Raw genomic sequence first — 15,162 nt, 5'->3', positions numbered from 1 at the left:
CATGCGTACATTGATTTGCGGCTCGATCGCTTATGACAATATCATGGTCTTTGAAGACCGCTTCAAGAATCACATCCTGCCAGAAAAGATACATGTATTGAACGTGGCTTTTCTGGTTCCAGAAATGCGCAGGAATTTTGGTGGTTGTGCGGGTAATATCGCCTATAACTTGAAAATGCTGGGTGGTGATCCGGTTATGATGGCAACCGTTGGAGATGATTATGCCTCCTATGCCACACGTTTTGAACAATTGAATTTATCCCAAGAGTATATCTATCAAGTTCCTGATACCTATACTGCGCAAGCGTTTATTACGACTGATCTGGATGATAATCAGATCACAGCATTTCATCCTGGTGCAATGAATTTTTCTCATCTCAATTCCGTCAAAGATAGTCGTGAAATTCGTCTTGGCATCGTGGCTCCAGACGGGCGGGACGGTATGATGCAACACGCCAGAGAATTCCACGAAATGGGCATCCCGTTCATGTTTGATCCAGGGCAGGGATTGCCAATGTATGACGGGAATGAGCTACTGAATTTTATACAGCAAGCGAATTACATTGCGGTAAACGATTATGAGGCGCAGTTGTTGCAAGATCGTACCGGTTGCAAACTCGAGTCTTTGGTAAACAAAGATAAAGTGTTCATTATTACTTTGGGTGCAAGCGGCTCGGTGATTTATGTGGGTGGTAAAAAAATCGAGATTCCTTGCGTCGAGCCTAGTGAAATTGTCGATCCAACCGGTTGTGGTGACGCTTATCGCGCCGGCTTGTTATACGGTATTGTCAAAGGCTTGGATTGGCAGGCTACTGGGCGGTTAGGCTCGCTGTTGGGTTCCTTGAAGATTGCTTATCGTGGCGGGCAAAATCATCAATTTACCCGCGAAGAAGTCGATCAGGCTTATTTTGAAAATTTTGGCACTCGTGTTCTTTGATTTTGTTTTACTTTTCGAATCGTATTGTCGGCTTCTAGAAAACTCCCTTTAACGTTCAACCAGTGTGGCTTCAACGGTTTTTAACTGACTGTCCCGCTGGTATTGCAATTCCACGGTTTGTCCTGGAGTCAATGTTTTTAATACAGCAGAGTAATTGGCTAGATTGCTAATGGATTGTCCTGCAAGTTTTAACAGGATGTCGCCTTTTTGCAACTGTGCGAGTTGTGCAGGTGAGTTTGGTATTACATCATCGATTCGAACACCTGGGCCTGAATATGAAAAATCGGGAACGGTACCCAGACTGGCTTTGCGTTTACCCTGTGATGGTGTAGTTTTTGATTCATTAGTTCGGGATGGTAAAGCGATAGTCAGTGGTTCAATGCGATTGGCCAGATATTCAACACCTTCTTTGAGGATTGCTGCCACCTTAACCAAACCGGCAGCGTCTATTTTATCGATGGTATCACCAGGCGTATGGTAATCCTCGTGCGCTGTGGCAAATAGTTGTATTGCCGGTATGCCGGCTCGAATGAATGCAGCTTGATCACTGGAACCAAAATCATCCGGTACAGTGTTTACTGGAATGCCTGTAACAAAACTTGCGCCGCGGAAAATATGTGCCAATTCTCGCGCAGAACCCGTGCCAAAAACCGTGACTGGACTGTTGTTCAGTCTTCCGACGGTGTCTAGATTCAACATTGCGGTGATTTTATCGGCAGGATATTTTTTTGTCTGAGTAAGATAATGACGAGAACCCAGTAATCCAGCCTCTTCTCCAGTAAAAGCAACAAAAATGACGCTGCGTTCCGGTTGCCATTTTGGCACAATATGACGTGCTAATTCGAGCATTACGGCAACACCGCTGGCATTATCGTCCGCTCCCGAATGTATTTTTCCTTGATTCCCGGCACGGGCGTCCGGCCAACCGATACCCAAGTGATCGTAATGTGCGCCAACAACCAAGCTTTGTCCAGCCAGCTGTGGATTGGTACCGGGCAAAATGCCAATGATATTGCGCAGGGTAATGGTTCCTTTGGGTTCGCCAACGGATTGTTGCCAAATTTGGAAATAACCGTTTTCATCGCCACCAGGCAATAAGCCGATTTTTTGAAATTGTTCAGCGATGTAGGAAGCTGCCATATCCAACTCTGGACTGCCGAGTTCGCGCCCTTTCAATGATTCATCTGCCAAATGCCGAATGTCTTCCAGCATTCGGCTTTCAGAAAATACGGGTGGTAATTCGGCGAGTGCGCGACGCGGTTTTAAGGTGCCGATGTGGTGTGGTTGGTTAGTTTCTTGTGGGTCTATCCACTGTGTTAACGGCGATTGCGTGATTGCCCATTGACCTTTATGGATGTTGGTCAATTCGTCATCATGTTTAAATACAAGATAACTATATTTACGGTAATGCGGTAATTTACTTGCCAGTTGTGCAATCGATCGAGGGTGATCGGAAGCCACCCACAGCAAGGTTTTATCTGAATTGCCGGGTTGTCGCGCTGTGACTACAATGGCGTGTTCAGTTGATGGATAGATCTGCTGATTCAATTTTAAATCTGAGGATTCATAGGAAATACCATGTTGCTTTGCCGCTGCTAGTACTTCTGAACGGAATCTGTTTTGCCAACCCATAATCCAGATAGTTCGGTCGGATGGTAATTCGGAGACTGTTTCGTCAAGCACTATCTCGATATCACCTGATTGGGTTTTTTGCCAATTTTCTGCCAATGAGCGATAAGCTTGCAGTATCGGCTGGCTTGCTTGGGCGGGCAATATTAGTAGAGGTTTTTCTGCGCCAAAGCCCTGCGATAGGGCTGCGGGAATTTCGCGATTGTCTAAGCGCCGAAATATGTCGAACTGTGGATCGATATCGATGCGCACAGGACGAGCGTGAAAGTGCAATTGGATTGTTTGCATTTTTTGCTGCAAATCTATTTGCGATTGAATTGCTTGATTTTCACCTTCCAAGGTAACTGCAATAGGGATGCGTAACTGATAGGGTTGACCGGGTTGCACTTGCTCCAATTGCGCTGTCAGTACGTATCCATCATTTGTTCGTTTTGATCTTACGTGTGAAAGCTTTAAGTCGGGTGCGCCGGGGTATTCTATCCATTGCGTAAAGGATTGCGCGAGTTCTTTGCCGGCGATGGTGCTGAATGTTGTCTGTAAATCCTTAAAGGTAGCTTGCTTGAATTTAAATTGCTGGTAAAACTTTCGCAAAGCGTTCACAAATATTTCATCACCTAATTCCTGACGCAGCATATGGAAAAATAACATGGTTTTCCCATAACCCACTGCTTCCGAACTGGCGCTGTGTCGCGAAACGAATTGCGCAACAGGGAAGTCTTTTTCTTTGCCGACAAAATCAGCATATTTTTGTAATACATCGCGCCGGTACTCCTCACCCTTGCCTTTTTGTTCATTGATCAAATGATCGGCAAGATAAGCAGTCAAGCCTTCCGACCAATTACCTTGGGTATAGTCGACGAATACGCCATTGCCCCAGTAGTTATGCAAAATTTCATGTGGATACGAGGAATGCAAAATAAAAGGCAACCGAATTACTTTCGAACCCAGCAATGTGAAAGATGGCATCCCGTAACCGGTTTCCCAGAAATTTTCCACTAGTGCAAATTTACGATACGGATAAGGGCCTAGCAGCTTGTTATACATCGCAATGTATTGCGCGGTGACGTCCAAATATTTTGCTGCTAGTGCGGGATCGGGGCTGCGCAGATAAACCATGGCGTCCAGTTGACCGGATGATTGTGTGTAGCGTTGATAGCGTCCTGCGACGATGTAGATATCGTCTTGTGGATGCGTTTCTTCCCAAACGGTGTATTGCGTCGAATCGGACTGGTTCTCTTGCAGCAAAACACCTTGGCTGACGACATGCCAATCAACCGGAGTTTGTATGTCCAATTTAAATGATACCAAGCCTTCATTAAACTGAGGATACCAAGCCGTAGAGTTGGCTAGAAACACGCCTTCGGGTGAAATTGTGCCGGGTGTGTAGCTAAAGCTGCGCGCATATTCCTCTCCTGGTTGTTGTACCGGGTGATGGATTTTTCCTTGAAACTGTAAAGCAAAATCCTTAGCTTGAGGTGGCAACGTTACGGTATAGCGTTTCATTAGACTCGGATGTAAACGCGCCGTAGTGCTGGTTTCCCGCGGTTCAATGTTAGCGCCTTGTACTGCCTTGATCGCCAGATCTTGATGCAAGATGAAATCTAGTTTTACGGAAGCTTGCTGATTTTGCATGCTTTCCGGAATAGTAATGCGATCTTTGACATCAATCTCAGAAGTATTGGGAGATAAAACAATGTGCATCTGGTGATGAAAGGTTTCAGGGGAGGCTAATGCTCCCATGCTAAAGAGAAAAAACAGAGCGCTGAATAAAACGAAGTGGATACGAAGCAATGATTTCATAAAATTTTCAATAATGCAGCATTAAGCGTTGGAATTAGAAATATAAAGCTAAGTTTACAGGACTTAAATACCCATCATTCTAATGGATGATGCGCCAGATTGGCGAAGTGAGCCGAATTATCTGTGAGCATTGAATACAGTCGATCAGTGACAATAATCACATTCATCGCAAGGCTATCGATAGTACGATCAAAGATGGATGCATTTTTTTATTGGATATTTTTTAAGGAAAGATAATGAAAAAGCTGATCGTTTCAGGAGTTCTTGTGAGTATGGTAAGTGGATGCGCATTCTTTTCGCCTCCTCAGTCTGTTCCGGTTATTGAAGATAAGGTTGGACGTGATATTGCAAACCCCAATGACAAAAGGATTGGAACGCTTGCAACCGTTGCTCAAAGGCGCTTGGCTATTGTCAAATATGAAGACGGTAAATTTTGTGCCGAGCCGCCACCCGATGCCGCAGATAACATAGCTTCGTCATTATCAGCAGCTTTATCGGGAAGCAGTGGCAATGTTGAAGTGCAAGCTAAGTTAGCGACTGCAGTTTCGTCCGTTGCAAAACAACTTTTTTATCGCTCCCAAGGGTTACAGCTTTATAGAGACGGCGCGTTCCATTTGTGTAATGCCTATTTGAATGGTCAAATCGATGCAGCAGAGTACAAAACTAAGTATAAAGAACTACTAGAGTCAGCAGAAAAGCTTATTAATGCTGAAATTCCTCACCTGGCTAATATTAAAGCGGATACAACTGGTTCACCAACGCCAGCCACTCCGCCAGAGCTGAATAATCAACAGAAGGATCAAAAGAAAGAATCGAATACAACGGCTCAATCAGCTCCGCCAATTACACCAACTACTGGCAAATAGTTGCAAGTAGAGGCATGTATTGAAAGTGCATAAGTGCGAGAAATAAAATGGGAATGGCCAAGTAAAGGAGCACGATGTGAAAAGTATTAAATTTAATCTCCGAAACACTTTATCCCTTTTCATCAGTTATTTTTAAGAGCGTTGGCGTAGAAGTCTTATCGAACAGAAATGACACTAAAATTACTATGCGATAGGGCTGTGGAATATACTGGAAGAAGATTGCGAAAGTATAACTACTATGCGGATGGTAGTGAATGCAGAATATTTTAAGTTACATTTGAATTTGAGGCGATAACATGTCGATTCAATTGCTTATACCCGGTAAAAACTTACTCAAATCTGGAGAATCGACCTTGTTAGAGGTAGAGGCTGCGAAAGCTATTGCTAGGAACGGGGCGATTGTCCAGTACCAGAATGAAAATACAGTCGATACGCAATTGCTAAGTAAGGTGAAAGTGCTTGGTGTATTTGATGTTTCGTCGTTGGCTCGTGAAAGCCAATCTGAGCTTTCTAAGCAGGAAGTACAAACGGATGACATCATCGAGTTTGTTTTAGATTCCGGTATCTCGATCTGGATATCGGTGGCTGCTTATCAGGAACAGCAGCAGCGCATTATGGGTACTGGCGTTCAGTCAACAGAATTAAAAATTAATCCTGTTTTGAACAATCAAGTGACCAGCCGTGGCATGGTGAGTGATGTGAAAGCTCGAGTGGTTCAAGTGCTCCGTCTTGAAGCAGATGAAATTTTCAAAACAGCCAAAAACCTAAAAAATTGGCCGGACTGGATCAGTAAGTATGGCTTTAAAACATTTGATCAATTGGGCGGGCAATTGGCTGCAAAGTTGATTGTGTGGCTAATTGAACAAAAGGCTTTCACAAATAATGCACCCGGACTGTACCGTTGGAGAAAAGCCTCAAAAAAAGAAGACCGTTTAGTCAAGCCTGAGTCCATTACTGTAGAAAAACCGATATTGTTGTTTATTCATGGAACAGGTTCGTCGACACAAGGCAGCTTTGGAGCTCTGCAAGAGGATGCGGCTGATTCAGAATGGAAAATACTGACACAAGCTTTTGCTGAAGAGATTTATGCGTTAGAACATCCAACCTTGAGTGTGAGTCCCATTGAAAACGCATTGATGCTCGCGAAAGCACTGCCTGAAGGCGCCAACTTATCGATCGTGTCTCATTCGCGTGGCGGGCTAGTGGCTGAATTATTATGTCTTCAGAACCTCTCGGCGAGTGCATTGAATCGCTACGATCGACGCCAGGATTTGTTTAAAGTGATCGACGAGTATGACCGTGAACAGCTTGCAGAACTTGCCAAGATACTGAAGAGCAAAGCGTTCCGAATCAAAAGACTGATTCGTGTTGCATGTCCTTCGCGAGGAACGCTGCTCGCTTCCGAAAATTCCGATCAATTTCTTTCTATCGTTACCAGTTTGATCGGCTTGATCCCTTTTTTGGGACAGTCGCCGATCTATCAAGTAATCAAACGTATTACCTTAGAAGCCATCAAACAACGTTGGGACTCAACGCAAATTCCCGGAATCGAAGCGATGATTCCATCATCGCCATTGGTAGCGTTGTTGAATGATCCTGAGATTCAGGCAGCCGGAGATCTGGGCGTGATTGCCGGAGATATCGAAGGATCGGGTTGGTTAAAACGCTTGGGTGTTTTCATTTCGGATACGTTTATTTATGAAAATAGCGACAACGATTTGGTAGTCAATACAGATTCTATGCTTCATGGCATGAGACGCGCTGAATCCGCTCAATATATCTTTGACAAGGGTGCTGATGTTTCTCATTTTCGTTACTTCGACAATACCCGTACACGGCGCTTGATTGTCCAGGCTTTGAATAAATCGAATTCCGATTGGCCACCGGAGTTTCGTTCGCTGGAAGAAGGCAAGGTTGAACTTGTGCCTACGCTACGTGCCATGCAAAAGCGCAGCGGATCCAAGCAGCCAGTCGTGTTTGTATTGCCAGGTATCATGGGCTCGGAATTAAAAGCGGACGACACCGATGTTTGGTTGAACTATCTACGGCTTTCCCTGGGTGGTTTGGATAAGTTGACTATCAACGCGCCAGCAGTGACCGTAACAGGGCTCGTTGGCTCGTATTATCGCCAGCTTTGTTCAACACTCTCAGATTCGCATGAAGTGATTCCTTTTGGTTATGACTGGCGTCGCTCCATTAAGCAAGCCGCTGCATTACTCGCTAAGGAGGTTGATAAAGCCGTAAACCGAACTGATCAACCTGTTCGGTTTGTTGCTCACAGCATGGGGGGGCTGGTTGTGCGTCGTTTCATTCAAGATTTTCCCGATCTTTGGGATATCTTATGCCAGCGCAAAGGTGCGCGTGTGTTGATGTTGGGTACGCCAAATCACGGCTCGTTCGATATGGTAGCGTCGCTGGCGGGTGTTGCCAAGACGGTCAAGCATTTGGCTTTCTTGGATTTTGACCACTCGTTGAAAGAAGTGGTTGAAATCATAGCTCAATTCCAAGGTGCGCTTGAATTGCTGCCTAGAGACAACAATCAATGGTCCTATTTCACGCTGGCAGAATGGAATAAGTTGTCGCGTTGTGCACCATCAGAAGTGCAATTGGGAGATAAAGATCTGAGTGCCGCCAAGTCGGCAGTGGAAGATTTGCATGAAGAAATTCCCCATGTGGAATGCATTCGGTATGTCGCAGGCCAGGCATCGCGTACGCTGAGTGGGGTGAGAATCGAATCGAACAAGTTAGTATTTCAAGCCACGACAGCCGGGGATGGTCGCGTAACCTATGAATCTGGACGTTTGCCGAACGTGCCGATGTGGTATGCGGAAGCGGAACACGGCGATTTGTCATCTTACAGTGCAGCGTTTCCAGCTTATCGTGAATTATTGGAACAAGGGGAAACGACTTTATTACCTATGTCACCCCCTATATCGCGTGGTTTCGAAGAAACCTTCGATGTTACGCCTGAGCAGGTGCTATACCCGACCCCAGAATCCTTTGAATCAGGATTGTTGGGACGACGTACCAAGCTAACCTCGCATTCCGGACTTACTCGCGCACTCGGGGTATTCGTTCGTCATGGAGATCTTAATCATACGCAACATCCTATCATGGTCAGCCATTACGAAAGCGATACCATTGCGGGACCGGAAAAAGTGGTGGACAACTTAGTGGGGGGCGCATTGTCGGAACGCTATCGTCTTGGACGTTATCCCGGTCGAATTGGAACGGTAGCGATAGCGCTGGCACAGCAAAATCAATTCCAACGGAATCAAGCGATTCAGCATGGTGCAATCGTAATTGGGCTGGGCCGATGGGGAGAACTCACACCGACCCGTTTAACACAGGTTGTCCAACAAGCAGGGTTGGAATATGCCTTACACGCGGCGCAATGCCGAGATAAAATCAATCAAGCGGATAGTGATGGATTGACTATCTGCAGTCTATTGATTGGGTCGAACACATCCAGCAACATTGCCGTGGAAGACTCCGTGAATGCCATTGTGCGTGGCATCGTATTGGCTAATCGGACATTGTTAGAAAAAGATGAAACAGCCCCCTATATTGCACATATCGAGTTTGTTGAGTTGTATCTGGATACTGCGGTTGATGCCGTAAAAGCAACGAATCGATTGAAAGATCGTTTTAAGGATGAATTGGGTGTGCAGCTTACTGTTACCCCTTGGCTGATTAGGGGCCAGGGATCTAAAACACGCTTGGCTTCTCCGAGTAACCGTGGATATTGGCGGCGTTGGACTATTTCTGCGCTACCGATAGAATCGACTGGTGTGCCGCATCGCTTGCCAGCGGTGCTGAAAGACCGGTTACGCAAAGCTTTGGAGCAACCGGAAACACAAGATCCGTTGTTGACAGAAATACTCATGACGATGGCTTATCAGCAATCGATTCGAGAAAATCATGGAGCACACCAATTAAAATTTCTGGCGCTTTCCGATCGAGCGCGTGCAGAAGCTACGGTGCAAGCGACACAGCCCGAATTAGTGGGGCAATTGTTGAAACAGATTACCCGGGATACCGTCCATGCGCGTGATTTATCCAAAACGCTGTTCGAGTTGCTGATACCAATCGATTTGAAAAATAATCTCTTGAATCAAGATCGTATCGTGTTGGTTGTCGATGATGTCACTGCGAATTATCCTTGGGAGCTAATGGCGGAGGATGAGCAACCGCTGTGTATACGTATGCATATGATTCGTCAACTGGAGTTGAACGATTACGATGCATATGTCCGCGATACCGCAACGAATGCAGCTTATGTACTGGGTAATCCGGCTACACCAACCGAGTTTCCACCGCTCAAAAATGCGCAGATTGAAGCAGATAAGGTTGCGGCGTTATTAAAGACAAAGTTTGAGGTGAAGCAAACGCCCGATCAAGCTGATGCCATACGAGTTTTCAACGATTTATTTGCAGCATCGTATCGAATCATCCATATTGCCGGGCATGGTTACTATGATGAAAATGCTTTGGGTTCTACTGATGCGCGCGCCGGTGTCGTGCTCAACGGAGGGATTTTTATTACAGCGGCAGAGATTGCCAAACTTGATCCCATTCCCGAGTTGGTTTTTCTGAATTGTTGTTATCTCGGTCAGATCGACCAAACCGCTGGAAATCAGCGTCTTAACCAACCCTATCACAAACTTGCTGCGAGTATTTCACGCGAATTGATCCGGCGCGGCGTGCGAGCCGTGATTGCGGCGGGATGGCCGGTAGACGATGCGGCGGCAGCGCTTTTTGCGGAGGCATTCTACAGTTATTTGCTCAAAGGGAAATCGTTCGGTGATGCGGTTTGGCAGGCGCGTAACGATACCTGGAATCAATATCCAAATTCCAATACTTGGGGCGCATACCAGGCTTATGGAGATCCGGATTTCCATTTGGATACCGCGTCGGGGTATTATGATGCGAGTCTGGATGAGCCAGTCTGCGCTGATGAATTATTAATTAAATTGGATCAGTTGGATACACAGGACGATGCCGAGAAGTTTATACAGGCAGTGAAACAACTGCAGAAGCAATCTTCCGTTGAGTGGTTTAAGCAACCTAATGTGCAGGAACGCCTCGGTCAATTGTATGGTAATTTCAAGCTGTTCCCCGAAGCCATACGGTATTACCAAGACGCTATACACAGTGAAAGCGACGAAGAAAAACCTACATTGCGTGCAGTCGAGCAGTTCATTAACATCAAGGTGCGCGCTGCAAAAGAAGAAAACAAAAGAGCGGAGCTGATTAAGGCAATAGAATATGGTGAACACCTACTAAAAATTGGTGAAACAAGCGAGCGGCTTAGCATCATGGGAAGCGCCTACAAGCGTTTGGCGGAGCTGGGAGAGAACGAAGAAGAAATAACGAAATATTTGGAAAAATCTTCTCATTACTATCACCAGGGCGAGCAACATCAACAGGCATTGAATTCGCCAAATCCTTATTTTGTCATGAACGCTTTGATGGTAGATATGATTCTTGGGAAATTAAAGAAGGATGATGCTGGTGTCCAAGTAAAACTCACAAAAGGTCTATTGATAGCTCAGGGTCGGTTTATGTCGGATCGCTGTGTGTGGGATGCAATCATGGTTGCTGATTTCGCGTTAATTCAAGCTTATTGGTCAGATAGCTTTGAGCAAGCAGATATGCAAGAGAATGTGAGATCGCTAATTACGAAATACCATCAAGCATTTACGGAAGGTAATGCCAATGCAAAAGAACGCGACTCTGTCTGCAAACAACTCAGCTTCTTGATCAACATGTTGGAGAAAAAACTAAAATCCGGATCCAATAATCAGAAAACGATTCAGGCATTGAAAGAGATACGCACGGCACTTAGTTCCACTGCTACTGTTTGATATAGCTGTTACGTGGGTTCGGAGAGATTTTGCTTTGCATGAGGATTCCTGGCAAGCTTGCAAAAATTCAACCGCTAACCTGATAATCTTGCTCAATTGAGGTTGCTGGGCTAACGCTCAGAATCTGTTCTGAATTTTAGAATGATGTGATGTTGACATCTGTAAGCATCCACACTAGAGTGGATGTTGCTATGTGCTAAATGCACAAGGCGTGTAGTTGTTGTTTTGTTAAAATTATAATTTTTTGAGAGGGAAGGAAATACCTATGAAAATAACCAAAATCATGCTGTTAGGAGCGACTCTTGGGATGCTGGCGACAGGTGTTACACATGCAGCCGAACGGAATTTTAAAGTTGTTATGAATGCTTATGACACTTCAATTCCTGAATTAAAAGTCGAAGGGGTAACTGTAAACAACATTCGCGCCTTTAACGTGCTCAATGAACCAGAAGCTTTAGTAGTTAAAAAAGGCGATTCAGTCAAAGTTACGGTAGAAAACAAATCTCCGATCAGTGAAGGGTTCACCATAGATGAATATGGAATCAAAGAGACCATTAAAGCAGGTGAAACCAAAGTGATTTCATTTGTGGCTGAGAAAGTAGGTGCATTTACCATTTGGTGCCAACTCCATCCTAAAAATATCCACTTGCCTGGTTCTTTGAATGTCATTGAATAAAACGCCTTACATCGATTAGCTGATTAATCGTAGATAGTGTTTGAACACAAGAGTATTGCCGGTTTGATAGGAATTACTATCTTAGCCAAACAGAAAGCGGTAATGCTCTTGTCGTATATATCTATTCATCCGCAGCTATTCCGCGCATTAGAGCAATACCGTGCGCACCCAATTCTTGTGCCATGGTTAAATTATTTCTACGCAATCCACCCAATGCATAGACAGGTACTGAAGCATTTTGTATGAGCCGTGCAAATCGATTCCAGCCGAGTGTCGACCCGTTAGGGTGAGTTAAAGTCGGTTGCACAGGGCCTAGCACTACAAAATCCAAAGCTAGTTTTTCGGCTGCATAGAGTTCTTCTGCATTGTGGCACGAAGCGCCGCACAAGAATGATTCGGTAGTGGTTGGGCGCTCCGAAATCGACATCAATTGCGATGCAGGCAAATGCACCCCATCAGCGCCTACTTCATGCGCTAATTCGATATCGCTATTGATCAATACTTTTGCCTGAAAGGTCTTTGCTAAGGCAATCACTTGGGTGGAAAAATTTAGCAGCGATGTTCTTTCCATGGTTTTTTCGCGGATTTGCAGCAAGCGTAATCCTTGTTGAAAGGCTGTTTGAATCTGTATCAGGGAATTTTCAATCCCGATTTCAGAAGCGTGCGTAATGGCGTAGATTGGTGGCAACCGCAGCGCGCGCAGAATGGGCGTATTGGCCGGTAAGATGGGGGATACGTTGACATGTTCTGGAGATTGCCAGAATAGTCCTTGCTTTTCTCTGGGCTCAAGCTTGCCGTTCCAAGCCAAGATGCGGAAAAAATTAAGTCGTACTGTGGCGTGAGGGTACATAAAGACACGGGTGATCCAGCGCTGGGCATGTATCACTTGAATGCCGAGTTCTTCCCACAATTCACGCTCCATGGATTGAATGAGCGTTTCACCGGTTTCAACTTTTCCGCCTGGAAATTCCCAGTAACCGGAATATAATTTGCCACCCGGTCTGCGAGTTAACAAAAATTTTCCATCTGGCCGCATAATCACAGCCGCAACAACTTCTACAATCGCCTTGGTTTCGGCAGATGCGCTGCTCATGAATCGTTTCGGGAAGCTTTAAGCGATTGTTGTCGACCCGCCCAGTCACGGGCAAATTGCCACGCTACACGCCCGCTGCGCGAGCCTCGTAGCAAAGCCCATTGCAAAGCTGCGGCATAGATGGAAGGCGTCATTTTATGGATGCCATAACGGCGTAACCAATAGTAAGCGATCTCTAGATAATGATCCTGATCGAAAGGATAAAAAGACAACCACAGACCAAAGCGCTCCGACAAGGAAATCTTTTCTTCCACGGTTTCACTCGGATGAATTTCCTCGCCGATATGCTTGGTATCCAAGTTGTCACGCATCAACTCGGGTACCATATGCCGCCGATTGGAAGTTGCATAGATCAGTACGTTATCCGAAACTGTGGCAATCGAACCATCCAGCACGACTTTAAGCGCTTTGTATCCGGGCTCGTCGCTTTCAAAAGACAAGTCATCGCAAAATAAGATAAAGCGTTCTGGGCGCTGATCAATTTTTTCGACAATATCGTGCAAATCGACCAGGTGGTGTTTTTCTACTTCGATTAAACGCAATCCGTCTGGTGCGAATTGATTCAACAACGCTTTGATCAATGAAGATTTCCCAGTGCCCCGTGCGCCCGTTAATAAGACATTATTAGCAGAAAATCCCTGTACAAATTGCCGGGTGTTTTGCTCAATCCGTTGCTTTTGTTCATCGATACCGCGTAAGGCATCCAAAGTGATTGGGTGTGGATGATGAACGGCTTGGATGTAGCCTCCGGTGTGGTAGGCGTTACTGTATTTGCGCCAACGAAAAGCATGCGCGGCTTGCCAATCCGGCTCTGATTGTTCGTGTGGTAGGAATTTTTCCAGGCGATCAAGCAATTTATTCGCCCGTTGCGATAATTTTTTAAAATCTGACATAGGTAATATTGAAGTAAGGCTAAGCTAGCTGCGATAGCTGGCATTGATTTTGACGTAATCATAGGAAAAATCGCACGTCCAAACCGTAGTCGCAGCACTACCTCGGTTCAATATTACCCGTATGGTGATTTCCGCTTGCTGCATCACGCGTTGACCGTCTTCCTCGCGATAATGTATCGCACGGCCTCCTTTTTCTGCAACCAATACATCATTCAAATACAATTGGATGTTATTGACATCGAGATCTTGAATGCCGGAGTAACCAATGGCGGCAAGTATTCGGCCGAGATTCGGGTCGGATGCGAAAAAGGCGGTTTTGATGAGCGGTGAATGTGCAATTGCATAAGCGACTTGGCTACATTCGGTTGAATTTCGGCCATTTTCGATTTGCACTGTGATAAATTTGGTCGCGCCCTCGCCATCGCGTACGATCATTTTAGCCAATTCGGCGGCGACATCTGTGATCGCTTGCTGTAACTGCTTAAATTCGCTGCTGTCGGCAGCAGAAATTGGAGTATTTCCAGTTTTACCGGTTGCGATGATGATCAATGCATCGTTGGTTGAGGTATCGCCATCGACCGTGATGCGATTAAACGAATGGTCGACCACAAAGCGTGCCATGTCCTGTAATGCATTCTTTGTAATAGCTGCATCCGTGGCAATATATCCTAGCATGGTTGCCATGTTCGGGCGGATCATGCCGGAACCTTTGGCGATGCCTGTGATGGCCACGGTTTTTCCATTCAACTGTATTTGCCGCGAAATGGCTTTGGGTACGATATCTGTCGTCATGATCGCTTGTGCTGCAGCAAACCAATTATCCGTCTTACCGTTTGATACCGCAGCCGGAAGCGCTGCAACGATTTTCTCGATCGGTAGCGGTTCCATGATGACGCCGGTGGAAAATGGTAGTACTTGCTGTGCTGTGCAATTCAATACTCGAGCCAGCTCGGAACAAGTCGTTTGCGCATGTTGAATGCCTGTTTCTCCGGTGCCCGCATTGGCATTGCCTGTATTGACCACCAATGCTCGAATCGGCGATCCCATCAAATGCTGTTTGGCAACGACCACAGGTGCGGCGCAAAATCGGTTCTGCGTAAATACACCCCCAACCTGTGTACCTTCATCCAATACCATTACCAACAGATCCTTGCGGCCAGGTTTTTTGATACCGGCCTCGGTAATACCGAGTGTTACGCCTTGGATGGGCAACAATTGTTCGGGAGACAGCGGGGGGATATTGACGGGCATAGCGAGCTTTCCAAACGTTTTAATAATGGCGCTATGCTACCGTATAATCGCTTGAATTGACCAGTGAATTTCAAACGGTCATGTGCGGACTATTGCAAGATTGCAGTTAAAGTAGGGTGTGTATTTGGGAAGTGTACGATGATTGTTGAG

At 45.7% G+C, this 15,162-nt stretch carries 8 protein-coding genes; 4 read left to right on the top strand and 4 right to left on the bottom strand.

Translation table 11 applies throughout. The annotated features are described in order from the left end of the window. The first annotated feature begins 1 nt into the window (after nt 1). On the top strand, nt 2-937 hold the full coding sequence (locus W03_RS11295) for a carbohydrate kinase family protein (protein WP_244073382.1): 936 nt from the start codon (nt 2-4) through the stop codon (nt 935-937). Nucleotides 938-985: 48 nt separating this feature from the next. Here W03_RS11295 and W03_RS11290 read toward each other — a convergent pair whose 3' ends face one another. Beyond that, entirely contained in the window at nt 986-4,366 is a 3,381-nt protein-coding gene (locus W03_RS11290; RefSeq protein WP_244073380.1) for a M20/M25/M40 family metallo-hydrolase, read from the bottom strand. 236 nt (nt 4,367-4,602) lie between these two features. On the opposite strand from W03_RS11290, the gene W03_RS11285 reads away from it, so the two are divergent. The 3 genes from W03_RS11285 (at nt 4,603) to W03_RS11275 (ending at nt 11,775) form a co-directional block, all read left to right on the top strand. Further along, a complete protein-coding gene (locus W03_RS11285) occupies nt 4,603-5,232 on the top strand; it encodes a hypothetical protein (RefSeq protein WP_244073379.1) in 630 nt (209 codons plus the stop codon). Between the two features lie 296 nt (nt 5,233-5,528). Continuing rightward, complete coding sequence (locus W03_RS11280; protein ID WP_244073377.1) at nt 5,529-11,099, top strand: CHAT domain-containing protein; 5,571 nt, start codon at nt 5,529-5,531, stop codon at nt 11,097-11,099. 265 nt (nt 11,100-11,364) lie between these two features. Further along, a complete protein-coding gene (locus tag W03_RS11275) occupies nt 11,365-11,775 on the top strand; it encodes a nitrosocyanin (protein WP_244073376.1) in 411 nt (136 codons plus the stop codon). A gap of 121 nt (nt 11,776-11,896) precedes the next feature. Here W03_RS11275 and W03_RS11270 read toward each other — a convergent pair whose 3' ends face one another. Genes W03_RS11270 through argJ form a run of 3 tightly spaced genes read right to left on the bottom strand, consistent with a single transcriptional unit; the run spans nt 11,897 to nt 15,012 of the window. Continuing rightward, complete coding sequence (locus W03_RS11270) at nt 11,897-12,868, bottom strand: Nudix family hydrolase (protein ID WP_244073375.1); 972 nt, start codon at nt 12,866-12,868, stop codon at nt 11,897-11,899. After that, a complete protein-coding gene (locus W03_RS11265) occupies nt 12,865-13,761 on the bottom strand; it encodes an ATP-binding protein (RefSeq protein WP_244073373.1) in 897 nt (298 codons plus the stop codon). The genes W03_RS11270 and W03_RS11265 overlap by 4 nt, the downstream gene beginning before the upstream one ends. A 24-nt stretch (nt 13,762-13,785) precedes the next feature. Beyond that, nucleotides 13,786-15,012, bottom strand: a complete 1,227-nt coding sequence (gene argJ / locus W03_RS11260) for a bifunctional glutamate N-acetyltransferase/amino-acid acetyltransferase ArgJ (RefSeq protein ID WP_244073371.1) — start codon at nt 15,010-15,012, stop codon at nt 13,786-13,788. Nucleotides 15,013-15,162: the final 150 nt, after the last annotated feature.

Origin of the sequence: Nitrosomonas sp. PY1 (assembly GCF_022836435.1) — a bacterium.
In the GTDB taxonomy this organism is placed as follows: domain Bacteria; phylum Pseudomonadota; class Gammaproteobacteria; order Burkholderiales; family Nitrosomonadaceae; genus Nitrosomonas.
Note: the sequence above shows the minus strand (reverse complement) of the source record. Positions and strands in the feature narration are given on the sequence as shown.